The sequence below is a fragment of the Neolewinella antarctica genome, from assembly GCF_011927835.1.
Lineage (GTDB): Bacteria > Bacteroidota > Bacteroidia > Chitinophagales > Saprospiraceae > Neolewinella > Neolewinella antarctica.
In genome coordinates this window covers 1,270,604-1,296,410 of sequence record NZ_JAATJH010000001.1, presented here as the reverse complement: position 1 = coordinate 1,296,410, position 25,807 = coordinate 1,270,604, and the positions used below count along the sequence as shown (strand labels likewise).

Sequence of the window (25,807 nt, the reverse complement as noted above, 5' to 3'; positions counted from 1 at the left end):
AACCTCTCCGTGAGATGATAATTATCAGGCTATCCCAAATTTTACCATCAAACACTTACTGAATTATTATAGTATAAGGTCATCGTAAAAGACCCATGATCTCGAGCCCGCCGCTTTCATTGGTAAACCTTGCACTGCGGCGCGTTAGTTAGTCCCGTATTTAATCGGGACGTCCGCGCCCCAACAAAATGGCGCGTACGTGGGTACTACCTTCACTTTAGGACTAATCCCCGCCCACCGATGCGCTACCGCCACTCCTTCTTTATACTTCTCTTATTGCAGGCCGTGGTGGCTGCTCAGGGCACCCCGATCCAGAACTACACCGTCGGCCCAGAGGGTTGCGTCCAGATTACCGTCAGTGCCGCGGAGGATCGCTATTATCAGTTACAGGTCCGCGGTACGGTCACCGAAACATTTACCCGAACCGCTAGCCTCACCCCCGGCCGGGCGGGCCAACTGACGCTGACCGAACCGCTGGGTGCTTCCCCCGAATCCCACTACCGGGTAATGAGCTACCCCAACGCCAGCCCGTCGGACGCCGACGTGGCCAATGATCTATCCGAGTTATTCGACCCATCCACCCGCGCACCACTCAACGCCGTCCCGGTCGACGGCATCGTCGCGCTCGGTGATTGCGCTACCTTTCAGATCAGAGGCATCCCGTAGCCACGAATGGATGCAGCTAAAATAAGGGCGTTCAAATTTCTGCTTTCGAGCGTTACCGGAAGGCCATTAAAAGCCTGTCTTACATGAATTATTTCATCTTCAGTGCGCTACTATTTGTGGTGCCATTGACCACCGGGTCGCTCCACTGCCAGGAACTTAAGCCCCGCCCCGGGCAGTACGGGGTGGATGACGTGCTGAAAATGATCTTAGTACGGGCTGACTTAGATACCGTTGGGGAGTTCTCCTCAGTGCGGGTGGACGGGCGCGTTTTTTTGACGAGTGTAACGTTGACCGAGCCGCGCTACGATGAGCGTTACGTAGTAGCTGCGTCGGATATCCCTTACGAGCTTCACTTCACGCGGCTTCCCCTTTTGTGCGTAGTGAGCCAGGGTAGGATAGTTAACGAGCCCAAAGTGCCGGTGCGGGTTACCTACAGCGAAGACGGGCGGAACCTCAACCTGCGGGGTGGAGTAGAATACCGGGGGGCATTTTCCCAGGGCTTCCGCAAAAAGAACCTGGACTTTGAGTTTGACGAGGACGTTCGCTTTGGGCAACTTCGACGGGACGACGACTGGGTGCTGGACGCCCTATTTAACGAACCACTGCGTGTGAACTCTTTAGTGAGTAGACAACTCTGGCTCGACCAGGCTACGCCCTACTACGGTGACCGGGAACCAGCGGCGCGCGTGGGTGCCGACGTCGTGCACGTCGAGGCGTTCCTCAATGGCCGTTACCAGGGTGTACACATGCTCGGTGAGCAAGTAGATCGGAAGTTGCTTAAGCTAAAAAAACTAAAGGGTGGCGAAATCAGAGGCGAACTGTTTAAGGGTGTACTCTCCGCCCCGGGGACTCTTTTTTCCGGAGCCGCCCCGACGCCCAGTAGTACGAGCCGCTCGTGGTCAGGGTACGAACAGAAATACCCCGAGCCCCGGGATACCATTAGCTGGGACGGGCTAGCGGCGTTTCGGAGCTTCGTATCGGAATCCGAAGAAGACGCGTTCCGGACGGGAATTTCCCAACGGATAAACCGGGAGAATGCACTTGACTACCTGATTTTTATCAACGTGATCGGTGGTTGGGACAACACCGCCCGCAATGTCTACACCGCTCGCTACGCTGCTGACGAACCCTACTTCTTCGTTCCCTGGGACCTCGACTGGACTTTTGGTAACCAACCGAGATTTTTGGACAGCATCCCAACCACCAACCTCCACACCAACGGTCTTTTCTGGCGATTACTGCAACAGGACCCGGATGGCTTTTCCGACGAACTTTGCCTGCGGTACGAGACCCTACGCGCCGGACTTTACTCAGCGGACAACATCAAGGCCCGTTTCGTTAGCGCGTTAGATAACTTACGGAGCAACAACGCACTGACCCGTGAAGCGCTCCGGTGGCCGGGCACGGTGGACGATTCCGATAGTCGCATCGACTATACCTACCGGTGGATCGACGACCGGTTGGCTTACCTGGATGGGGCACTGTGCGATTTTGCTACGTCAATCGAAATGCCTGCCGAGTCCGCCGCCACGGACTTCCGCTTTTTTCCTAACCCGGCTACGGAGATGCTGACGGTGATTCCCGCGGTTGTGTACCGAGGTGACTACGAGCTGTATTCCACGTGGGGCCAGCGGTTATCTAGCGGACCGGTTCGTGGTCGCACCGAGATCGACGTGAGTAATCTGGCAAGTGGGATATATTTTTTGAAGATCGGGCGCCGGGTGAGAAGTTTCGTAGTGAGGTAGCCCGGGGCACGGCGGGGTGATAGCTGTCAATGACCTGCCAACTAACCTTAAGCAACTAGCTCTTTCCACATAGTACGGAGTACCGCGAAGCAAAACACAGCACCACAAAAGCGTGGGTGAAAGGTGCTTCAGCGTAGCTGAAAAGAGCTTTTCTGTGCTTTCGTGTCTAAAAATCTACGTAACATCAGTTACTTGGTTAGTGCTTACCGGTACCGAGTGAGTTCAGGGTGGCACCCGTCTTTTGCCGCCTCAAGATCAGGCGCACTGGGTGGCCTCATAGAAAGAGACGCGTGACCCAGTCAGGGCACGTTCGCGGGTAAACGCAGCGGCCGACCGCCAAGCATATCGGCCAGGAGACATAGACTACGTACATATTAAACTATCTTTACGCATATTGCTAGAAGCCCTCGGGGTTTTTTTTAGCCATGTTTTTTTTAGCGTTCTCTCATTTGAAATTTATTCTCTCATCCATTTACTAGGCAACGCGTAGCCACGAGTTAGCTTAATCCGCTTACCCCGGATTGGCCTCCTTTTTACGTCCGCGCCTTTCTGTCTGCTTTATGAAGTATTGGATCCTCTCGTTACTGTTCGTTTCTCTCTCCTCTCTCTCCGCTAACCCTTACGACTGGGGAGGCGACCCCGGGCAGTGGGGTGCCGCCGCTGATCACTGGGTAAATATGCGTGGTGGAAACACCGGTAATCGCGCCGGAAAATCAACCGCTACGACACGGTTACGGCGTAGCATTGGCTTGGGTGACCTGGGCGGTACCGGCGGCGTCACTCCAATTTTGGGCGCGGACGCGGGTGCAGACATTGAGGATGGGCGGTGTGGACCGGGCAATTACACCGCTGGTGACGGAGGTACCTACTACATCACTCAGGACACGGTGATCGAAGAGACGTACGTCACCGCCGCCGGCCTGGACAGTACGCAAATTTACCGGGTTCAGGTACTACCCAACGTAGCGGATTCACTCGTCATCCGTAACTACCGGGAAAGTACTTTTACTACCGAACAGGGAACGTATTTCATCTTTGGCAATACGAGGATCAAAGAATTCTACGTGGCCGCGAACGGCTGTGATAGCACCGTGGTGTACCAAATTTTTGAGCCTTCCATCGTCGTTAAAGCAACCGAAGAAACCGTGTGCGGGCCGAGCCCGTTCGACACTGGTCAGGATATTTACTACATCACCCAGGACACGACCGTGCGCGAAACCTTCTTCTCCGCTGACGGGGGAGATAGCGTGCGCGTGTTTCTCATCGTGTTGCTGGACGTGCCGAGCGAGGAAAGTTTTTATGACGTGTGTCAATTCCAAACGTTTATTACCGAAAGCGAAACCTACGTAATTACCCAGGACACCATCATTAAGCAACGTTTCCTGGCCGCAAATAACTGTGATAGCTTTCACACCTACAACGTTACGGCCCTGCTGCCCCGGCAAGATTCGTTCGGGGAGAATCTGTGCGAACCCGGGGAATTCATGACGGACCGCGATACCTTCTACATTACCCAGGATACCATCATTTCGCAGACCTACGTGGCGGACGACGGCTGTGTTGAATCCGTAAGCACCTACACGGTAACCGTTGGTGGTTTTCGATCGGTAAAAACGTTGGATAACCTCTGTGAACCGGACGTATTCACGACGGACCAGGATGCGTATTTTATCACCCAGGATACGATTTTTAGTGAAACCTATGCGTTGCCCAACGGCTGCGATAGTATCCATAATTATACCGTTACCGTGGGGGGCTTCGATACGGAGCAGCCACTCGAGAATCTTTGTGAGCCAGGCGATTTTATCACGGCGCAGGACGTTTACTTCATCACGCAGGACACCAGCTTTTCGGAGACCTACGTAGCGGCTAACGGTTGCGATAGTGTGCTGGCTTACGTGGTCACCGTTGGTGGTGAGGTGGGCCAAAGCCTAAACAATCTTTGTGACCCGAGAAATTTTATGCCGGCTGCGCAGAATTACTTCATCACGCAGGACACGAGCTTTACGGAAACTTACGTGGCGGCCAACGGCTGCGACAGCGTACACACCTACGTAGTAACCGTTGGTGGGGTAAAGAAGGAGCAGACTTCCGCTAAACTCTGCGAAGCGGAAGTTTACTCGACGAATCAGCGCGATTACTTCATTACGCAGGACACAAGCTTCACCGAGGCTTACCTGACGACCAGAGGTTGTGACAGTATTCAAACCTACAACGTAACCATCAACGCGCCCATCATAGTACCGTTATCCGACAAACTCTGCGAGCCCGAATCGTACACTACCGATCAGGCCACCTACTTCATCACGCAGGATACGAGCTTCTCAGAGACTTACGAAGCGGCCAACGGCTGTGATAGTGTGCGAACCTACGTCGTTGCCGTTGGCGGACTACAAATAGTGCAGTCAACACCCGAACTGTGCCAGCCGGAATTTTTTCTGACGGACCAAGATCTCTATTTCATTACGCAGGATACCAGCTTCACGGAGACTTACCTACTTGCCAGCGGCTGTGATAGCATTCATACTTATCTCGTTACCGTCGGTGGCTTCAAGTCGGAGCAGTCATCCGATCATCTTTGCGAGCCGGGGGAGTATACGTCGGACCAACTTACCTACTTCATTACCAAGGATACGATCTTTTCCGAGACTTACGTAGCGGCAAATGGTTGTGACAGCTTGCAAACCTACGTAGTGACCGTCGGGGCGGAGGAAGGACAAACTTTCCAAAATCTTTGCGAGCCCGCTGATTTTATGCCGAACGGGCTCACCTACTTTATTACGCAGGATACGGTCTTTGACGAGACTTTAGTAGCCGCTAACGGTTGCGATAGCGTACAGACTTATAACATTACGGTTGGTGGCCTTAAACTAACGGATTCAAAGGAAAACCTCTGCCAGCCAGAATTGTACGTGACGGACCAGGGCCCCTACTTCATCACGCAGGATACGAGTTTCAAGGAAGTATATCCGATCGAGGGCGGTTGTGACAGTATCCACACCTACAATATTACCGTCGGTGGCTTCAGGTCGGTACAATCCGAAACGCTATTGTGTGAGGCGAGTAGTTTCGTTACCGACCAGGGCCGCTACTACGTTACGCAGGATACCAGCTTCGTAGAGACTTACGTATTAGCCAGCACCTGCGACAGCGTCCATACCTACGTGATTACCATCGGTTACGTCGAAGAGGTACAACCCGCCAAAAATCTTTGCGAACCGCAGACGTACACACCGAACGAGCGCAGCTACTACATTACGCAGGATACCAGTTTCACGGAGACGTACCAAGCGGCTAATGGCTGCGATAGTGTGTTGATTCATAACGTAACCGTCGGTGGGCGCGTCGTCAAGCAGACTACGGATAACCTCTGCGAACCGGGGCAGTACGCGGTTGATGCGCGCGATTACTACGTTACGCAGGATACCAGCATCACGGAAGTTTACCTCCTACCCAACGGTTGTGATAGCATCCATACCTACTTCGTAACCGTCGGTGGCCTCCGGATTCAACAGTCAACGGACAACCTTTGCCAACCGGAAGTATTCGTTACGGACCAGGGGTCCTACTACATTACGCAGGATACGAGCTTCACGGAGGTATATCCATTGCCCAGTGGCTGCGATAGCATACACACGCACAACGTCACTGTCGGGGGATTCAGAGCGATAGCATCCGAAGAGCTACTGTGCGAAGCAAGTGATTTCATTACCGACCAGGGTACTTACTTTATTACGCAGGACACGAGCTTTACGGAGACTTATACCCTGGCTAACTCCTGCGATAGTGTGCATACCTACCTGGTCACCATTGGCCGCGTTGAAGTGACCTTACCACCCATAAATCTCTGCGAGCCCGGGCCATTCGAACCGAACGAGCTGAGTTACTTCATTACGCAGGACACTAGCTTTACCGAAACTTACGTGGCGGCCAACGGCTGTGATAGCGTGCAGTTTCATACCGTAACCGTGAGCGGACGGGTCGTCAGGCAGTCCACGGATAATCTCTGTGAGCCGGGACCGTTCACGATTGACGCGCGTGATTACTACATTACGCAGGACACCAGCGTAACGGAAGTGTACATCTTAGCCGATGGCTGTGACAGTATTCATACTTACTTCGTGACCGTCGGTGGCCTCCGGGTGAAAGAGTCGACGGAAAACCTTTGCCAACCGGAATTATTCGTTACGGGCCAGGAATCCTACTACATCACCCAGGATACGAGCTTTACGGAGGTGTACTCGTTGCCCAGTGGCTGTGACAGCATTCATACGCACAACATCACCGTTGGGGGGTACAGAGAGATAACTTCCGAAAATCTACTGTGTGAAGCAAGTGATTTCGTTACGGACCAGGGTACTTACTTCATCACGCAGGACACGAGCTTCGTTGAGACTTATACCCTGGCTAACTCCTGCGATAGTGTACACACTTACGTAGTCACCATCGGCCGCGTTGAAGTAGCACTTCCCCCCGAGAATCTCTGTGAGCCGGGAACCTTCGAACCGAACGAGCGGAGCTACTACATTACGCAGGATACTAGCTTCACGGAGACTTACCAAGCGGCGAACGGTTGTGATAGTGTGCTGACCTACCGCGTGACCGTCAGCGGCCCGGTAGCGGACGAGACTTCCGAAAACCTCTGCCAACCGGGCGTCTATACGGTCGACCAGCGCGATTACTTCATTACGCAGGATACGAGCTTTGCGATAATCTATTCGTTGGCGAACGGGTGCGACAGTACCCACACCTACGTAGTTACCGTGGGCGGACTCAAGCTGGAAGAGTCCGGACAAAACCTCTGCCAACCAGAGTCATTCGTAACGGACCAAGCAACCTACTACATCACGCAGGATACGAGTTTCACGGAGGTCTATTCCCTGGTCAATAGTTGCGATAGCATCCATACGTACAACATCACCGTTGGCGGGTTTAGAATGATCACTTCCGAGCAGTTGCTTTGCGAAGCCAGCAGTTTTGTCACGGACCAGGATGCTTACTACATTACGCAGGATACCAGCTTTACGGAGACGTACACCCTGGCTAATTCCTGTGATAGCGTGCATACTTACGTCGTCACCATTGGTAGTATCGCCGTGGCGCTTCCCCCCGAGAATCTTTGTGAGCCGGGATTATTTGAGCCGAACGAGCGGAGTTACTACATTACGCAGGATACCATTTTTACCGAGACTTACCAAGCGGCGAATGGTTGTGACAGTGTCCTCACCTACCGGGTAACCGTCAGTGGGCCAGTGGCGGACCAGTCTTCCGAAAATCTTTGCCAACCGGGCGTGTACGCGGTTAACCAGCAGGATTATTACATTACGCAGGATACGAGCCTGACGGTGATCTATCCGCTAGCGAATGGTTGTGATAGTACCCATACTTACGTCGTCACCGTCGGTGGACTTAAGCAAGAAAAGACCAGGCAAAACCTCTGTCAGCCAGAACTATACGTCACGGATCAAGACAGTTACTTCATCACGCAGGACACCAGCTTCAAGGAGACTTACTTGTTGCCGAGTGGTTGTGATAGCATCCAAACTTACAACATCACCGTCGGTGGTTTCCGAATGGTGCAGTCTTCCCCATTACTGTGCGAAGCAAGTAATTTCAGTACGGACCAGGACGATTATTACATCACGCAGGATACGAGCTTTACGGAGACTTACACCCTGGCTAATTCTTGCGATAGCGTCCACACTTACTTCGTTACCATTGGCCGCATAGAAATAGCCCTGCCTCCCCAGAATCTTTGCGAGCCGGGAGCCTACCAACCGAATTCGCTTAGTTACTACATTACCCAGGATACCAGCTTTACGGAGACTTACCAAGCGGCAAACGGTTGCGACAGCGTATTAACCTACCGCGTTACCGTAACCGCTCCCATCACGGGGCAGTCTTCGGCTAATCTCTGTGAACCGGGTTCGTACCGGCCGAACGACCGCAGTTATTTCATTACGCAGGACACGGTCTTCTCCGAGACCCTGGTCTCCGCCGTCGGCTGCGACAGCGTCCAGACGTATACCGTAACGGTAACTCCCGTAGTCCAGGTGGCGGTGAACCTCTGCGCACCGGGGCCTTTCCTGACCGATCAGCAATACTATCAGATTAACCGGGATACCCAATTCACCGAGCGGTACGTCCGGCCGGGCCAGTGTGACAGTTTAGTCGATTACACGGCTAGTCTGGCGGATAACCCAAGGGCAATTGCCGCCATCGTACTCGACTCGGTAGATTGTGGCGTACCGAACTCCGGCGGTATTCAAGTAACGGGGGTAGCCCGGACGTCTGGCGCCATCCTGACGCTTGACGGGCGACGTATCGGGTTTGGTGAAAATGTCACGGGCCTCGACGTGGGGACTTTCGAGCTCCAAATTACTTACCCTAGCGGTTGCGTGGAAACCCGTTTGGTAAACTTGACCCAGAGCGAGGCGCTAATTCGTACGATTATTCCAGTCAATAATTACGGACCGCTGGCGATTACCCTCGACGGGCGTGATTTGATAGTTGAAAGGGATACGACCATCAACGAAGAGTTCGTGAATGACGCCGGCTGCCCCGCCGTGCGGGTTTACCAAATCAACATCATTGCGATTCCCGATCTCACCTTACTACTTGACTATACCGACTTGAGTTGCTTCGGTATGAGCGACGGAACCCTAAATATTACGCAGGATGGCACGTTCACCAAGGCCACTTGTAACGGACTTCCCTTCACGACGGATAGCTTGCTCACGGACCTCCCGGCGGGAGACTACGAAGTGCGGCTCTACTACGGTGAAGCTCCGAATGAAATACTCGGTGCGCAGAGCACGGTTAAAATCAGTGAACCAGATGTACTCGCCCCTAACCTGACCCAAAGGTTGTTCGCAACCCCCATCGGAGAATGGACGACCATACCCACGAAAGGCACCGGCGGCACCGGCGAGTACAAGTACTTGTTCTGGACGGCCGATACGCTAGCCGTGGTAAACTGTCTGGACTGCCCCATCATGGAGCTACGCCCGGAAGTAAATAACATGGCTGGAGTCGTGATGACGGACGAAAATGGCTGCACGGCCAGCGATTCGACGATGGTCAATGTATTCATTGAGCGTAAATCCTTCCTACCCAATGCGTTTAGCCCGAACGGCGACGGCATCAATGACGTGCTGACCGTTTACAATGGTACCCGGAGGGGAGCCCTGGAATCGCTCCAAATCTACGACCGGTGGGGTGGCTTGGTGTTCGAGGCGGAGCCGGGCGAGGAGGTTCAGACCATCGGTTGGGACGGAGGAGATTACCCCGTCGGTGACTACGTCGTGCGGTTCTCCATTCGTTGGCAGGACGATGAAGTAACGACGGATGCCGGGCGGGTCTACTTGATCCGTTAAGCAAGTGGCGTAGTTTGACGTACGGTCAATTGGTGGACAGAAGGGTACTTTAACAGTCTTTTGTCCACCAAAAACTCACCGGAACCATTTAAAGAAGTACCTAGCTCTTTGGTTGGGCGTTTACCTTTGGTTCGTGTCTATCCTCTAAGTACCCAAAATATGCGTACCCTCTTCGCTTTGCTCCTGCTGTCATTTTTCTGCACCTGCGTCCGCGCCCAAACGGCTGGCTATACCAGGGTGGACGGAAAATACTACCCTTACGTCATTGATGATTGTGGGGACACGCTGATCGTGGCGCAACTGGCGGACATGTCCGTTACCTCCCCGGATGCGTTCGAATCGAAGGAAGATTACAAGCAGTACCGGCGCTACCGCATCTACGCCCGCCGCGCTTACCCATACGCGGTCGACGCGATCCGGATCTTTCGGGAGACGGAGTACATGACCCAGAACATGAACAGGCGCGAACGGAAGCGCTACAATAAAAAATTGCAGAAAGAGCTGGAGGAGAAGTTTGAAGGACCGCTGAAAAAGATGTCTAAGACCCAGGGCAAAGTCCTCATCGCCATGATCGAAAACGAGATCGACGTGCCGATCTACGACCTGATTAAAGGGCTGCGCGGCGGCATGACGGCTCGCTACTGGGCCACCCTCGGTGGGCTCTACGGCCATCACCTGAAGCAGAAATACACCATCGGCGAAGACCCGATCCTGGACATGGTGCTCGACGACTTCGACGTCAGCCACGTCGTCCCCGGAACGGTAGCGGACAGCACGCGGGTAACGCGATAAAAAAATCGACGCCGGTAAGTCCGGCGTCGATTAAGTCAAAGGGTTTCAGAATAAAAGAAAAAAATACGTTCGTGTTGTTTTACTAATTGTTGTTGTAGCAAGTAATTGGTGCGCCACAAAGATAGCACGCGTCGTATGTGATTTGGTTGCAATATTTGACGTGACGGCTAGAAGGAGAATTAAAATTTAATTCTGGACTGACTACTCAGTCGCTCCCGCGTATTGGCAACTTGTTGCCGCAGCCGGTTGAAGTACCAGTGTCGCTGGCGGCCCGCCGAGGCACCGAGGGGCGTTGACAGCTCGTCGATGTTGTTGAACCAATCCCTCGCCATGTCGCAAATGACCGAGTCGCTGGACTGCAAAAAGTTGGGCATGATGTACGTAGCGAAAAAAGTGGATGTGTGCTGAGAATCGATGAGGATCACGTTATCGTTATTGGCCAACTCATTCTGGGCTGGCAAGAAACGAGCACCGGTGCTGGAATCTTCCCCCGGCAAGAACTTGCGACCGGTTTTGGCCATGGCCTCCAGGTGGTTGACCAGATCGTCCACGTCGTCGAGTAGTAAAAAGGCCTGCTGATCGTCGGCCAGGCGGCCCGACATCAACATGAACTCGATCTGGTCGAGCGTAGCGTTAAGGATTCCCATCGTCCACAGCTCCCGCCCCGGCACGGTGTACGAAAACCGGCCCACTTCATAAACCTTGTCCAGTACCTGGTGGTCGATTATTTCCGGCCGGAAACGTAAATCCCGCCACCCGGGGATGTCCCAGCACGTGCTGCCGTAAATGAACAGTTTAAAGGCAAAAAGCCGGGGAAAAATCATCTCGTGAAAGAATGGTATTCCTGGGCTCGCGATGAGTAACCGCAAGCCAGCTAACTCCCTGACTTGCCGCAGCCGTCCTTCCAGCTGCTCGATGTAGTCGTCCGGCGACTTGATCTGCCGCTCGCCAAAACTGAACTGGAACGTACCGGCGCGCGCAGCGTTGCTCCCCAGCGTGTGGTCACCTGGTGTATCATTAAACCGGTAGTGCTGTTGGAGGCGGAACATCTCGTCCGCCGTCAGGGAAGTCGCCCCCCGTAAGCGGCGGTACACCGCGTCCTTACTCAGGTTGAGAACTTGGGTAATCTGTTGCACCATCTCCAGTTTGGAGGTGTGCTGGTCAAGTAATTTTTCGAAGTAGCGTCGCTGAAATTCCATGCACCTTAATTCATTTGACGCGGACGCCTTCTTTCATCACAAAATTGACGGACTCCAACAGGCGCACGTTCTCCAGAGGGTTGCCCGCCACGGCAACCAGGTCGGCAACGTAGCCAGTCTTGATCTGGCCAAGGTCCTCCCCGCGGCCCAGTACGCCGGCGGCCACCGAAGTAGCGGCCATAATCGCTTCCATTGGTTTCATGCCCGCTTGCACCATCAACGCGAATTCTTTGGCATTTTCCCCGTGGGCGCTCACGCCGCTGTCCGTCCCGAAGGCAATCTTGACGCCGTGCCGGTAAGCTTCGCCGAAAGTAGAGATGAGTGCCGGGCCGATGGCGCGGGCTTTCGGAACGATGACCGCAGGAAAATAACCCGGGATTTCCGCTTTCTCGGCCACGAACGCACCGGCCAGTAGGGTAGGGACGTAGATGGTACCGTGCTCGATCATAAGGTCCATCGTCTCGGCGTCCATGTACGTGCCGTGCTCAATGGTCGTGATGCCGCCCCGGATGGCGCGTTCCATCCCCTCCTTGCCGTGGGCGTGGGCGGCGGTATGCATCCCGTAGTCCTTGGCGGCGGCGACGATGGCGGCGATCTCCTCCGTGCGGAATTGTGGCCCCTGCCCATCCTTGGCCACGCTAAGTACGCCGCCGGTTGCGGTGATTTTGATGCAATCCGCGCCGTTTTTGTAGCGGGTACGGACGGCTTTCCAGGCCTCGTCGGCGTTGTTGATGACGCCGGCGTTGGGCCCTGCGTCGAATTCGAGTTCGCGGCTACGGCCGTTGCTGGGGTCGGCGTGGCCACCGGTGCTGGCGATGGATTTTTCGGCGGTGTAGATTCTGGGCCCGGTAATGGTACCGTTGTTGATGGCGTTGCGCAGGGAGACGTTTACGCCCGTGCCGCCGAGGTCGCGGACGGTCGTAAAGCCGGCTTCGAGGGTTCGTCGGCAGTAAAGGGTTGCGCGTAGGGCCACGTCGGCGGGGTCCATCGTGTAGCGTTCGAGGTAGCTGCCGGGGCTGGACTGGCCTTCGACGTGCACGTGCAGGTCGATGAGGCCGGGCAGGACGGTGCTTTGCTTTAAGTCCACTACCTCCGCACCTGCGTCCGCGCCCAGATACCCCTTCTCAATACGCAGTATTTTATCATTATCCACGACGATCGTCATTTCTCTCATCGTAGCACCGGCCCCATCGAGGATAGTTCCGCAGTGTAGAAAAGTAAGCCCTTCTTGCGCCCCGATAGCTACCGGGGCGGTAGCCAGGCAAAGGGAGAAGAGCAGGGTAAGGAGGGTGGTGCCGATTTTCATACCGTGAATATACTGTTTCGGGGTGACGGCAGAGAGAATTTTGCTAGAAGTAATTGCGAGTGCAACTATTATTTAATTGTTTTGTCTACAGAAATTAGATCGTACGGGTGGGTTTAAACGGCGTAGATTTATCCATCCGTTATTTATGGGTGCGTTTGTCGCGGTGAAAAATACAGGTTTATGAGCAAGCAAAAAATCGGGTTAATCCTCTTGGGCCTGGTCGGGCTCGCCCTAATAGGGTCGGGAATATTCAAAATCATCGGTGCCGCCGAGATGGGCGAATCGTTCGGTAACGCCAACGTCCCTTACATCCTGGCCGCCACTGAATTTGCCATTGTGATCGCGCTGGCCATCCCGAAGACACGGATGTTGGGTGTCATCCTGGGCGCGAGCTATTTTGGGGGCGCAATTTGTGCCGCCTGGTTGATCGAAGGCGAGTTTCCCCTGCCGGCAATGGTGCTCAACACTATACTCTACGTAGGTGCCTATCTCTACCGTCCGAGCCTCGCGGATGGGCACCCGACGGTTATCGCAATCACCTAATTGATGACGATCGACACCCTACGGGATTACCTACTCGCCAAACCAGCCGCCACCGAAAGTTTACCCTTCGGACCCACCAGCTTGGTTTTTAAGGTAGCCGGCAAAATGTTTGCGGTCACCGGCCTCGAGGATCCCGACCTCCGCGTCAACCTTAAGTGTGACCCCGACCGCGCATCGCAACTCCGCGAACATCACACTGCGATCCGGCCGGGCTGGCACATGAATAAGCGGCACTGGAATACGCTGTACATCGACGAGGGCGACCTGCGCGAATCGTTGGTTTTCGAGCTAGTCGACCACAGCTACGACCTGGTGGTGGGAAGCTTGACGCGAAAGGCCAGGGAAGAATTTGGCTTGTAGGTTGTCTCCGGGCTCATGACGGAAGGGGGAAGGTAGGTGCGTCGACCTCACGTAAAATATTGGTAGTACGTTGACATCAAATTCTTATTCCGCGAGATAATAACGAAACGCCACGTTGGGCGTTGGGGCTTTGTGATGCAGTACCTCAAGAACCCCAGCCTCCCGTTCATCGCCGCCAAAGCGGATCGTAAAGGCAATCTTTTTGCGGACCAAGAATTCAAATACGAACGGGACCCCTTCCGCCCCGAGTGGTCGAACCTGCTGAGAATGCTCGTTAGCCCCAACCCGCAGCGCCAGGAGAAAAAAGCGGATGATTTTCGGCCGCCCGTTAGTCCGGACGCAGCCTACTTAACGGACAAATCCCAAGACTGGATCGTCTGGCTCGGCCACGCCTGCTTCCTGATTCAGTTAAATGGCGTACGGATCCTGATCGACCCGCAGTTGCGCGACATGCCGTTCGTGCCCCGCCGCGTATCGCCTCCCTTCGGCCCGGAAGACATTACCGACGTCGATTTCCTGCTCCTCAGCCACGATCACCGCGACCACGTGGACGAGAAGTCCATCAAACGCTTCCTGTCCAGCACCACCGTCACGAAAATTCTTTGCCCGCTCGGACTAACGAACGTGATTCAGGGGTGGGTAGATACAGCGGATAAGCAGCGGGGAGGCCCCGCAACCGTCATCGAAGAAGCCGCCTGGTACCAGATATTCGGAACGGAACGTACGGGAGTACGGATTACCTATTTACCCAGCCGCCACTGGTGCCGCCGGGGTTTGCTGGATTTTAACCAAGTCCTCTGGGGCAGCTTCATGATCGAGCGGATCGGTGAACCGGCCGGGAATGGGTTAAACACCATCTATTTTGGTGGTGATTCCGCAAAAACCGCTTACTGGAAGGAAATCGGCACGCTTTACCCCAACATCGACGTGGCCATGCTCGGCATCGGTGCCTACGCGCCGGACTACATGATGGAAGAAAACCACGCCAACCCGGCGGAAGCTTTTCAAGGATTTAAAGACCTCGGCGCGCGGCTCTGGTGGCCGATGCATTACGGGACCTACGACCTGAGTAACGAGCCGGCGGGGGAGCCGATCCGCTGGGCGCGGCGGTTGGTGGAAGAAAACGGAATGGGGGAGCGGTTGATCGGAGAAACGATTAACCTGCCTTTCCGGGGCGAGCGGCCGGGTTGATCATCGCAAAATTGACTGACCCACCGGGAACGAGCACATTATTGCTACTCAAATTTCTACTGCAAAACTTTCGCCCGGCGCGCCGCTACTCCGTAAGGTCACTTGGTAGCGACCCGTGCAGACGTCAGCGGCGGGGAAATCGAAATTAGCGTCTCTCAGCTCCACCGCATAAACCGGTGTTGCCATTTCGTGCTCGTAGTATCTGCGTAATTCTACCATCATCGGGTAGGTGACCTGCCGCTGCGCGATGATCTCTTTCAGGTTTACCGACCCGTACGTGCAGGAGCCGCAGGCCCAGTTTTGCCAAGCACCGTAGCCGTCGCGCGTATCGAGTGGAGCCTGCACGGTAATAATGTCGAAGGGCATATCGTCGTTGGGGCCTCTGTAGAAAGCGCCCTCGTCGTCGACTAACACCATCGGCAGGTCAGCCAGTTCACGAGTCTTGACTAATTGGTCGTAGTAAGGGCTGGACGTCTGTTGTTCCGCTACTTTCTCATTCAGCGCATCCTGGTACACCGTAAGCGGATCGTCGCCGGTGAGGGTTTTGTAGTGATAAGCCATCCAGCGTGCGTCGCTATCCGGGCCTTTAGGCTGATCGGTTTCAACGGCGTGGTACCAGCCGCCGTGGAGGATGATCTTTTCTCCGGGATGTGCTTTTTGGTAGTTGATCACGTGCTCCGCCATTTGTACGTCGCGTTCGCTGTCGGAACTATCGTTGCTGTCGTAACCGAAGAGTTGGAAACCGAGATCGGTGGCTTCGCGAATCAGGTTAGCGAACTCGGGTTCCAGTGGAAAGATGTTAGATATTCGGTAGGTGATGGGATAACCGCGTTGCTGGAGCGCAGTATCCATCAGGCCGCCCGTTGGGTTTTTCCATCCGGCTATCACCCCCTCCAGACCCAGATGGCGGTACCCTCTATTGTACAGTTCTTCCAGTAGGCAGGCGGTAAAAACGCGGTGCTGGGGCCGGTTGTGGTTTTCGGCGAAAATGATGACTTGATGATCGGCCGCTCGTTCCAAAATTGCTTCGGTGGCGTCGACTAGTTTATAGTTCTCCAGATCGTTTACTGCTTTGACATCCAGGCTGTCCAGTCCCCACTCCAGTTCGAGGTCACTGGTTCCCCAGACAGTTTTGAACTGCCCGATTCTCGTCCGCTCGTTATTTGCCCAGCTGGAGCGTAATTCTCCCCGCCCCTCGCGTGCGTTAATGCTGTCTAACGGAAGTAGGGGCTGTACTGGCCCGCTCATTTTCAATGCTTCGGTACCGATTGTGTCGAGTGCGCTGGGCTGGCGAAAAGATCGTTCTTCTTCCGGTGGATTGTCCGCGCAAAAGGTGAGTAACAGACATAAGGGAAGAAGTAAATATTTCATGTAGTGTTTGTCTTAGTGCGCGGTCGCGGGTGCAAAGGAAATACGAATATAAGATTTCTACCGAGCTAAGCTAGCAGGACCCGAAAAGCGGCTTCCGCCTCACCGTCACTTAGGAGCTTTTGGGCTAACTCCACTACGGCTTCCTCCCCGTCCATCAGTGCGTACTGCATTCGCGGGTCTTCCCGCATGGTCGTAATCTCTTCCTTGGTTGGTAACTGTTTCACGCCGCCCAGTCGGCCGAGGTCATTACCGCTTAGGTGAGGATTATTTCGCACCGTATCCGGCAGGCCGTCCACCCCAATACCCACTGGGCCGCCGGGCTTTGCCACCAAAAACTTAGCTTCCTCCGTCGCGCGCACGTAGTGGTTACCGCCCATCCGCCCGACGAGGTCGAGTAATTCGCTGTCTACTTTCCCGTCAGCGCCCAGTACGCGATCGGCCAGATGAGTAGCGGTTACGCGCGCCAGCACGAGATTACCCGCAATCGGCCCGTCCCCCAGCGCAATCACTTGGTCCACGGCACATTCAAAACTGATCGCGGCTTCCCCCACGCGCGGCGGCTTCACCCCATCACTCGGCACCTGCGTCAGCGCCACCTTCTCAAACTCATTTACGCCCGGCGCGTACTGCGTGCTGGCCAGCGACATCTGCTCGACGTAACTATGCTCGACAATGTTGATCACCACCTCCGGCACCTCCAAAACATTATTCAACGTATCCTTTGAAGAATTATCCGAGCCCCGCCGCGTCACGGAAAAACCGAGAATTGGTGGATTTATGCTAACGACATTAAAGAAGCTATACGGACTGAGATTAACCTGCCCCGCCGCACTGATCGTGCTTGCGAAACAAATGGGCCGGGGCGCTACCGCCGTGGATAAGATTCGGTATAATTCTCCGGCGGTTGCTTCGCTGGTTTTAATGGTCATAATTAATAATTATGTATTTAATTAAATACTGTAAGTAATCGGACAATATTATTGTAACATTTTGACGGGCGCAGCGAGCTGCCTGATCTCCCCTCTGCCTTTGGACGCGTCGACCCCGTCGTAAGCCCGGGGGGAGAGGGTTACAAGATGTCTGTTCGATATTGTCCAAGTACTTAATTTGCTTTTGTGAGTCACAAAAAAACGGAATCACAAAGTAGTGTGACTTGGTTGATTGTTCTAGTTAGACTGCTCTGGGTACTTCTTGTGTGCTTTTGTGTTTCTGTGGCAAAAAATCTCCTGCGTATCTATTCCGGTGATTTATCCCAAAGGATCATTAATCAAAGTAAGAATCTCCGCCACCCCGAGTTTCCCGGCCTTGCCCGTTCCACTCAAAATCTGATCCGCCAAGTCCCGCTTGTCCGCGTGCAATGCAATGATCTGCTCTTCGATCGTGCCCTGGCTAACGAATCGGTAAACCGTCACCGGTCGTTGCTGGCCGATCCGGTGCGCCCGGTCGCTCGCCTGGTCTTCCGCCGCCGGGTTCCACCAGGGGTCGAGGTGCAGGACGTAATCGGCTTCCGTCAGGTTCAGCCCCGTGCCGCCGGCTTTGAGGCTGATCAGGAATACCTGTCCTTCGCCCGCCTGAAAAGCATTCACGGCCTCCTCGCGTTTTTTGCCCGGCGTGGAGCCATCGAGGTATTGGTAAGAAATGCCCTGGCCCTTCACCCAGTTTTCGACGATCTTGAGGTGCTTGACGAACTGGGAAAAAATGAGTGCCTTGTGGCCACTTTCGAGGATTTCGAGCAGCGTTTCACCGACCAGCGCGAGCTTAGCCGAACCGATCTTGCTGGTGGGCCGCACCAGGCGTGGGTGGCAGGCGGCCTGCCGAAGTTTAGTCAGTTGCGCGAGCACTTTAAATCGTTTCTCCTGCTCGCCCGCCTCCGCGATCTCTTTGAGTGCCTGCCGCCGCATGGCTTCGTACAGTGCCTTTTCTTCCTCACTCAAATCAACGGCCAGCGTGATCTCCGTTTTGGGTGGTAACTCGGTCAGTACCTGATCCTTGCGCCGCCGCAGAATGAAGGGCTTGACGAGGTTTTTGAGTGCCTCGCGCCGGTCCTCGTCCCCGTTCACCGCGATGGGCCGGTTGTACTTCCCGTTGAACGCCTGCTTGCTGCCGAGCAGGCCGGGGTTGAGAAATCGGAACAGACTCCAGAGTTCTCCGAGGTGGTTCTCGATCGGTGTCCCCGTTGTCGCTAGCTTAAAATCGGCGCGTAGGTTTTGGACGATCTTCGCCCGCTTCGTCGCCGAATTCTTGATCGCCTGCGCTTCGTCGATCACGATGGTCGCCCATTCAATTTCTTCGAGTTCTTCGCCGATAAAGGGGAGTAGGCCGTAGCTGATCAGGGCGAGGTCGCCGGTGCCGAGTTCTGACAAAAGCTGGGTGTCCTGGCTCGAAGCGATGAGGATCGGAATCAATCCCGGAGCGAATTTCTCCGTTTCTCGTAGCCAATTCCGCGTTACGGAGGCCGGGGCGATAACCAGGGCGGGTCCCCGATCCGCTCGGGCCGTCAGCATGGCGAGCGCCTGTACGGTCTTGCCCAGCCCCATATCGTCCGCTAAACAACCTCCGACGCCCCATTCCGCCAGGCGCATCATCCACCGGTATCCTTCCGTTTGGTAGTCGCGAAGCTCCGCGTTGAAGTGTTTCGGCACGCGCGGTCGGATCTTCTCCGCCCGTTCGATCCGGTCCAGCGCCGAGCGCCATTCGTCGTCGAACTCTACGTCGGCCAGGTCTTCGGCGATGGCGTCGAAGGCACCGGCAGCGAGCGTCGGGAGTTGGAGCCCCTTGGCCTTGCTGTGCAGTAAGCCTTCCATTTCCAGGACTTTGTCCCGTAGGTCATCCGTGATGGCCAGGAACTCACCGTCGGCAAGTTCGATGAAGGGGTTGTCGCGTTGGGCTTTGAGGTGCTCCAATAAAGACTGGAGGCTGGCTACCTTTTCTTCGTTCACCGTAAGCTGACCGTCCACTTCGAACCAGTCGCGGCTCTTACCAACTTTGATGGCCAGCTCATTCTGGCCTGCCTCCCCGACGATGCGGAGTTTTTCTCCCTTTGGGTGTTCGATGCTGGCTAAATCCGCAAGGACCAGTTTTCGGAGCTCCAATAAAATTCGCAAGGCCGTTTGGGTGTCCTTGATGGCCCATTCGTAGTTCTCCTGCGGCGTGCGGGCCAGGGTGGGGCAGGAGAGGATCGCCTCCGCGGCCTCGGCGGTCTCTTCGGCTAAGTTTCGTTCCAGGATGCGCCGGCCTTCTTCCAGGACAACGATGCTGCGGGGCAGCCCGTCGCCGGGTTTGAAGTAGAAACTTTGGTCGGTAACGGGCTTGACGTAGAGCTCGACCTTATAGCCCTCCCCAAAGGGAAGGAGGTGGAAGCAGGGCTTAGTGCTACCGACGGTCGTCTCCAGGTCTTCGTCGATCAGGTCGAGCGTTGACTGCACCTGGACGCGCGGGCGAATACTTTCCACGACGGCCTCCACGGCGGCGCGCTCGGTGTTGGGGATCTCGACGCCGTCGCCAACCGAAAAGGCAATCTGGGCCTGCTCTTCACTGAGGTGGTAGACTTTGTACCGCGTGGGGGTTTCTTTGCGCCAGACGAAGCCGGCCGTCTCGACGGGCGGGTCGAACCGGAGTTGGAGGCCGGTGGCGGTTTCGCTAATCTGCAGCTCGGCTTCGGCGCGTTGCAGGTCGAGCGGAATACGTTTCTTGTCGCCGAGGTAGATGCGGGGATGGTCGGCGATCTCGTACAGCATCCGGCCGAAGCTAACGAAAAGCATGTCCTCCGAGTAGTACCCACCGGCGCGGACGGCCCGGCCGTCGTTGAGGGAGATCGCCTGGACCGCGCGACCGTCGGCTTCCTCCAGTACGGCAGCGTTTTTGGGAGTGATCAACTCCGACCACTTTACCTTGCGACCCTTGCTCCAGCCGGTCTTACCCATCTTCTGCTCCTTACAGATGACCTCCGCCGCGTCAAAGTCCAGGATCCAGATCGTACGGAATTGAGGTGCTTCCTCAGCTACTTTCCCCTCACCGGTGGCGTACTGGAGCTGGCGTAAGGTGTAGGCCCAGGTTGGTTTTTGGGGGAGGACGTCCCGCAGCGCGGAAGAACCCGGCACCTGCGTCAGCGCCCCTATTTTTAGGGCGTGCTGCTCGGCGGTTTGTGGTGCCACGGAACGCAGGGCGTACAGAATTTCTCCGTGTAGCCAGGGCAGACCGTCGAAGGCGCCTTCTTCCAGTGACGCTACCAAGCTGTTTAGCTGAGAGGTCCGCAGCTTGTAGCCCATCCAGCCGGCGCACCAGAGTACCACGAGCCAGTCCAGCGGGTGTTTGAGCGCCGGGGTAAACTGGGCGGCGTAAAGTTTTTCCCCACCTTCCGCGTCGCCCGTTTCCACCATGACGAAGGCCAGGAAACAGTTGATGGACAGCGGATAATTACTCATCGTAAAGGTGCCGACGGTTCGCTTAAGCCAGTCCGCATTCCGGTCGCCCCGGCCGTACGCGTAGGCCGTTTGAATGATTTCCACAAAACCGACCGGCTCACTCTCCGCCGCTTGTATGCTTGCCCCGTCAGTCGAGTTGCCAGGTGCCGGCGTACGCCCGGAAGTTAAGTCGGCCACCAGCCGTAATCCCGCGTCTCCGGGGTAGAGGTCCGGTTGCTCCCGGTAGTAATGAAAACCGAGGAGGAGGGCGGCCCGGGCGGTTTCCGGCAGCCGCTGCGCGGTGTCGAAGAGGCTAATCAGCGCCGGCTCCAGGCGCTGCGGCGTTTCTTCGTCCCACTTCGTATACTTGCTCTGAAAGGTGAGCCAGGCGAGGTCCTTGAAAACGTCCTTGCGGGCTTCCCAGAACGGCCAGTCGATTGTCCCCAGGATATCCTGCACGGAGGCCAGTGCCGTGGACCGTTCGTAGTGGAGGTAGTGCGTAGTTTCCGTTAGTTCCCCGTAGAGTGAGCGAAACTGCCGGGCTTCGTTCTGCAGTAATTTATGCACCGCGCGAATGCTCACGTCCGCGTAGCGCCGCCCGTAGCGCGAGTGAGCGGAGTCTCCGCTGGGGTAAGATTTGAGGGTGTTGATCGTCGAGACGAGCGTACGGAGGTGGCCCGGTTGGAGTTGGTCGGACGCAAAAACCGTCGGGAGCCGGTAATCATTGGAAAGGCCGACCGTGCGCCAGGTGGAAAAAGTCATCTCCGCCTGCGCTAATTTAGCTACGATCCGCTCCGTCGTGGCCGTGCTGCGGCTGTGGGTGATGGCCTTGGTCGTCTGGTAGAGGTCGTACACCGAAACCTCGTAGCCGAAAAGCATGATCGTCACGAGGTGCAGAAATTCGTCGTACTCGAGGGAGAGGACGTCTTTCTTACGGCGTTGGTGGCTGGATAAGGGAAGCGGTGGTCGGGCTGTGAGCATTTTGGTTTTGCGGGGCGGGCTGGAGAGTTGGCGCAAGTTACGGGTTCGGCGAGCTTTCCGCACGACCGTCTGGCTACTCGATCATTCATTGACGATCAAACTCGATATCACTCCACCGACTGAAGCGGAACTCTATCGAGAAAACGCATTTGCGCCAAACACATAATATAGGTTTTTTGGTTAGGCCGCCTCACGCGTTTCCGGCTTGTCTCCTTCGCTAATTCGGGCGGCAGGGTACTGCTTAAAGATATTCTTTTGGACGTACCGCCCGACGCTGTTGACCGCCCGCATCCGCTGCCAGTGCACCGCGGGGACTTTGAAGTAAGCGTACAGCGCACCGTTGCTGCGGAAACGAACGAAGAGCGTTTCGGCGGAACGCAGGTAACCCATTTCGGACAGCATCGTAGACTTGACCTTCTGAAGAACGACTGGGAGTGCCATAACGTAGTAGTTTTCTGGAGCGTATTGCTACGGAGAAAACATCGTTTACAACAATTTGTTGAAAGTAATCAAACTTTATGTTTGCCGGATTTACCTATTCACCGCCCAAATAACCTGGCCTCACGAACTCCCGTGGCACCCGCGACCGCGCAAAATTCACCTTGCCAAAAAAAATGTTTGAAATTACCGGTCAAAGAACGTGCGCACCGAGTCAGTGATGTACGCCAGGGTATGCTCGTCCAGCTCACTGTGCATCGGCAAGGAAATCACCTCTTTAGTGAGTAAGTCCGTATTGGGGAGAAAATCGATTTTGTTGGCGGCCGTTCCCCGAAAGGCTTCCTGATCGTAGAGCGCGACGGGGTAGTAAATCATGCTGGGAATGCCGGCTTCCTTCAGGTGCTCCTGTAGGGCTTCGCGCCGCCCGCCATCAATACGTAGGGTGTACTGGTGGAAAACGTGGGTGCTGTTTTCCTGCCGTTGCGGCGTGAGTAGCCCGGTTAAACCCTGGAGGTGCGCGTCGTAAAAATCCGCCGCCCGGTTGCGCCGCTCGTTATAACCGGCCAGCCGCGGAAGCTTGCAGTTGAGCACCGCCGCCTGGATGGAATCGAGGCGTGAGTTGCACCCAACTAAGTCGTGGTAATACCGCCGCCCCTGGCCGTGGTTGGCGACTTTACGCAGCTTTTTGGACAGCTCGAGTGAATCCGTGTTAATCGCCCCGCCGTCTCCGTACGCCCCCAGGTTCTTACTGGGGTAAAAGCTCGTGCAGCCGATGTCGCCGAGCGTTCCGGTACGCTGCACCCGGCCGTCGCTGAACGTGTACTCGGCGCCGATACCCTGCGCGTTGTCCTCCACGATGTACAGGTGGTGCTTTTGTGCCAGCGCAATGATGGGCTCCATGTCACAACTCTGGCCGTAGAGGTGCACGGGAATGATGGCCCGGGTTTTGTCCGTGATGGCCCCTTCGATGTCCTCCGCCCGAACGTTAAAAGTACGTGGGTCTACGTCTACCATTACTGGGCTTAGACGCAGTAGAGCGATTACCTCCGCGGATGCTACGTAAGTGAAGGCCGGCACGATGACCTCGTCACCCGGACTTAAACCGAGCGCCATGAGGGCGATCTGGAGTGCATCCGTGCCATTGGCACAGGGAACCACGTGGTCCGTGCCCAAAAATCTTTCCAACGCGGCTTGGAAATTTTTGACCGCCGGCCCGTTAATAAATGCGCCGCTGCGCACGACCTCCATGATGGCCCCATCGACCTCCTGCTGCATGGCTTCGTACTGCGCTTTTAGGTCAACCATCTGAATGTTAGCGACGGGTGGAAGCTGGGCGCGGCCGTCGGGTGCGGTGGGGGTTGCCATGGGGAGGGAGGGGTTAGTTTGCTGGAAAGAATCTGATGTTGGGCGAAGATAGGGGTTAGGAGGACTAGGCGGTAGGTAGTAGGCTGGTAGGAAGATTAGGCGGTAGGCGGTAGGTTGGTGATTTTGACAATTAATTTAAATGAATGCCTACTTGATATTCGATGCACTAAAGATTTTTCACGAGTAGCGAAGCGCTGACCGCCCTACCGCCTACCAGCCTACCGCCTACCAGCCTACCAGCCTACCAGCCTACCGCCTAATCTGCCTACCGCCCACCAGCCTACCGCCTAATTCTCCTAATCTTCCTAAAAAAACCACCTCCCGGCAAAGCCAGAAAGTGGTCCATTTAATTTGAAGCATTCTTGAGATCAGTCTTACGTCCGGTCCGGGCTAAAGCCACTACCGCCGCCGTATCCGCCTTTGCTTTTGTCGACGTTCTGGAGATCGTCATCGGTAGCGTCGGGCGCGTCGGTGTTGTTTTTGTCCGGGTCTTGCGTCTTCTTGGTCTTGTCATCGTCCGTGCTTTCTGCGAATACTGACGAAGCGCCGTTGGGCGTGAAATAACGTTGGCTGGTTCTACGGTTGTTCATGTTTGGCGGATTTAGTACATTGATTAGCAATCGGTTGACTGCCGCGTCGATTGCAAGTATAAAGGTGATTCCCGGCGCGCGTGTTCACGCACGGGCGTGATTTACGCGCACGCCTTGTTGCTGTGCGTGCGGCGCGGCGGTTCGGTCGACTATTCCCAGACTTTAGTAGAAACGGTGTGCACCCTTTCGCCCGCTGAGCCGTTATTTGTAGCATAACTATAATACATCCCCCATGGCACGCACTAAAATGACCGGTTTCAGTCGGTTGGTTCTTTTCCTCCTGTTTTTTCTACCGCTGGCTTATTTCGGGGCGAGCTATTACAACGGTGAAGACCCGCTGGCCAAGATCCAGGGTTGGTTCGGTTCCGACGGTACCAGCGAGCAGGACTATAATAATCACCGCCCCGCCGGAGAGGCGTACGATCCGAACCGGACGACTTCCGGGCAACCGGCCACCGCCGCAAGCGTCAACAACATGCGCAGCGAGATCACCGACTTGAGAAGGCGGTTAACGGTCGCCGAGAGTGACCTCGCCCGCTGCCGGGCAACAACCGCACAGTAAACCCCCAGTTCGATGTCAACCCAGCGGTTTCTGAAAGGCGTTCACGAATTTTTCTACACGCTCCTGGCGTTTTCCCGGGCGTGGCGATTTATGTGGCGCCACAAATTGTGGGAGGGGCTGCGGCAGTACGGTTGGGTGTCCCGCGCGTTGCTTTACATCGCCATTATCGTCGGGGTTTACATGATTGGCGAGATGGTCAACATCGTGAGCGAGCATTACGACGAGGGGGTGATGCAAGCCCTGTTCATCTCTTCCGACAACGTCTTCGTCAGGTTCACGCAGGCTGCTTACGAGTCTCTTTCCGACGGGGCGCTGAAGTGGGTAATTTTGGTGCTTTTGGAAGTCGTCATCTACCACTTTATGCGCCGCAGCCTGGTCGTTATTCTTGGTAAGCAGGTAGAAAACGCGCACCTGTTTAAACCCTTTCTCAGGGCGCAGAAGCGAATGCTAATCGTGTCTTTCTGGGCGCTGGTGATTGAAAGCGCGTCCGTTGGAATAATAACGGGCAGCTTACCTTCCGTCATTGGCGTACCGCTCAGTGTACTCATTAGTTCCGCGCTGTTGGGTTTCGTCATCGCGGACAATTATAACGAGCAGTTTCACCTGAGTATCCTGCAAAGTAGCCGCAATCTGTGGCGCAGTTACGTCGGTATCTGCGTGGGTCTGGGCTTACCCTTGTTCTTCATGCTCAAAATTCCCCTCCTGGGGGCAATCGTCGGTCCGCTGGTTACTTCGGTCACCGCCGCCATCGTATTGCGCGAACTGAGTGACTTACACCTGGTCGGTTACCAAATGTCGGAGAAGGAGCAATTGAAATTCGACAGACGGGCCGCGAAGCGGAGCCGTAAGGAAGCTAGGAAAGTAGCCCGAAGAAATCGACGCGCGGGGGTTAAATCCTAGCAACGTGGATCTTTTGCGC

At 55.4% G+C, this 25,807-nt stretch carries 17 protein-coding genes; 9 read left to right on the top strand and 8 right to left on the bottom strand.

Going from position 1 to position 25,807, the window contains the following annotated elements:
• The first annotated feature begins 240 nt into the window (after positions 1 to 240).
• The 4 genes from GGR27_RS05255 to GGR27_RS05240 all read left to right on the top strand — a co-directional run bounded on the left by GGR27_RS05255 (position 241) and on the right by GGR27_RS05240 (position 10,579).
• Positions 241 to 666, top strand: a complete 426-nt coding sequence (locus GGR27_RS05255) for a hypothetical protein (protein ID WP_168036321.1) — start codon at positions 241 to 243, stop codon at positions 664 to 666.
• An 83-nt stretch (positions 667 to 749) separates the two neighbouring features.
• Positions 750 to 2,411 (top strand): CotH kinase family protein, encoded by a 1,662-nt coding sequence (locus tag GGR27_RS05250; protein ID WP_168036320.1) that lies wholly within the window; start codon positions 750 to 752, stop codon positions 2,409 to 2,411.
• A 560-nt stretch (positions 2,412 to 2,971) separates the two neighbouring features.
• The gene (locus GGR27_RS05245) at positions 2,972 to 9,787 is read left to right on the top strand and encodes a T9SS type B sorting domain-containing protein (protein WP_168036319.1); all 6,816 of its coding nucleotides are present in this window, start codon (positions 2,972 to 2,974) and stop codon (positions 9,785 to 9,787) included.
• Positions 9,788 to 9,946: 159 nt separating this feature from the next.
• A complete protein-coding gene (locus tag GGR27_RS05240) occupies positions 9,947 to 10,579 on the top strand; it encodes a DUF4294 domain-containing protein (RefSeq protein ID WP_168036318.1) in 633 nt (210 codons plus the stop codon).
• Positions 10,580 to 10,758: 179 nt separating this feature from the next.
• Here the strand turns inward: GGR27_RS05240 and GGR27_RS05235 are convergent, their stop codons facing one another.
• The gene (locus GGR27_RS05235) at positions 10,759 to 11,778 is read right to left on the bottom strand and encodes a hypothetical protein (RefSeq protein WP_168036317.1); all 1,020 of its coding nucleotides are present in this window, start codon (positions 11,776 to 11,778) and stop codon (positions 10,759 to 10,761) included.
• Positions 11,779 to 11,788: 10 nt separating this feature from the next.
• Positions 11,789 to 13,084 carry a metal-dependent hydrolase family protein gene (locus GGR27_RS05230; protein ID WP_168036316.1) on the bottom strand — a complete coding sequence of 432 codons (1,296 nt, stop codon included), beginning with the start codon at positions 13,082 to 13,084 and terminating at the stop codon, positions 11,789 to 11,791.
• A gap of 180 nt (positions 13,085 to 13,264) precedes the next feature.
• On the opposite strand from GGR27_RS05230, the gene GGR27_RS05225 reads away from it, so the two are divergent.
• The 3 genes from GGR27_RS05225 to GGR27_RS05215 all read left to right on the top strand — a co-directional run bounded on the left by GGR27_RS05225 (position 13,265) and on the right by GGR27_RS05215 (position 15,178).
• Positions 13,265 to 13,627, top strand: coding sequence for a hypothetical protein (locus GGR27_RS05225; protein ID WP_168036315.1), 363 nt, complete (start codon positions 13,265 to 13,267; stop codon positions 13,625 to 13,627).
• Positions 13,628 to 13,630: 3 nt separating this feature from the next.
• Positions 13,631 to 13,987 carry an MmcQ/YjbR family DNA-binding protein gene (locus GGR27_RS05220; protein WP_168036314.1) on the top strand — a complete coding sequence of 119 codons (357 nt, stop codon included), beginning with the start codon at positions 13,631 to 13,633 and terminating at the stop codon, positions 13,985 to 13,987.
• 135 nt (positions 13,988 to 14,122) lie between these two features.
• The gene (locus GGR27_RS05215; protein WP_168036313.1) at positions 14,123 to 15,178 is read left to right on the top strand and encodes an MBL fold metallo-hydrolase; all 1,056 of its coding nucleotides are present in this window, start codon (positions 14,123 to 14,125) and stop codon (positions 15,176 to 15,178) included.
• Between the two features lie 48 nt (positions 15,179 to 15,226).
• Here GGR27_RS05215 and GGR27_RS05210 read toward each other — a convergent pair whose 3' ends face one another.
• From GGR27_RS05210 to GGR27_RS05185, 6 genes are all read right to left on the bottom strand, one after another.
• A complete protein-coding gene (locus GGR27_RS05210; RefSeq protein ID WP_168036312.1) occupies positions 15,227 to 16,549 on the bottom strand; it encodes a ChaN family lipoprotein in 1,323 nt (440 codons plus the stop codon).
• A 65-nt stretch (positions 16,550 to 16,614) separates the two neighbouring features.
• A complete protein-coding gene (locus GGR27_RS05205) occupies positions 16,615 to 17,478 on the bottom strand; it encodes a flavin reductase family protein (protein WP_168036311.1) in 864 nt (287 codons plus the stop codon).
• A gap of 318 nt (positions 17,479 to 17,796) precedes the next feature.
• Positions 17,797 to 21,933 carry a DEAD/DEAH box helicase gene (locus GGR27_RS05200; RefSeq protein ID WP_168036310.1) on the bottom strand — a complete coding sequence of 1,379 codons (4,137 nt, stop codon included), beginning with the start codon at positions 21,931 to 21,933 and terminating at the stop codon, positions 17,797 to 17,799.
• 180 nt (positions 21,934 to 22,113) lie between these two features.
• Positions 22,114 to 22,374 carry a KTSC domain-containing protein gene (locus GGR27_RS05195; protein WP_168036309.1) on the bottom strand — a complete coding sequence of 87 codons (261 nt, stop codon included), beginning with the start codon at positions 22,372 to 22,374 and terminating at the stop codon, positions 22,114 to 22,116.
• 183 nt (positions 22,375 to 22,557) lie between these two features.
• Positions 22,558 to 23,736: a DegT/DnrJ/EryC1/StrS family aminotransferase gene (locus GGR27_RS05190; RefSeq protein WP_168036308.1), complete on the bottom strand. Its 1,179-nt coding sequence runs from the start codon at positions 23,734 to 23,736 to the stop codon at positions 22,558 to 22,560.
• A 374-nt stretch (positions 23,737 to 24,110) separates the two neighbouring features.
• On the bottom strand, positions 24,111 to 24,326 hold the full coding sequence (locus GGR27_RS05185) for a hypothetical protein (RefSeq protein ID WP_168036307.1): 216 nt from the start codon (positions 24,324 to 24,326) through the stop codon (positions 24,111 to 24,113).
• 232 nt (positions 24,327 to 24,558) lie between these two features.
• On the opposite strand from GGR27_RS05185, the gene GGR27_RS05180 reads away from it, so the two are divergent.
• Positions 24,559 to 24,888, top strand: coding sequence for a hypothetical protein (locus GGR27_RS05180; protein ID WP_168036306.1), 330 nt, complete (start codon positions 24,559 to 24,561; stop codon positions 24,886 to 24,888).
• Positions 24,889 to 24,900: 12 nt separating this feature from the next.
• A complete protein-coding gene (locus GGR27_RS05175) occupies positions 24,901 to 25,788 on the top strand; it encodes a hypothetical protein (RefSeq protein WP_168036305.1) in 888 nt (295 codons plus the stop codon).
• Positions 25,789 to 25,807: the final 19 nt, after the last annotated feature.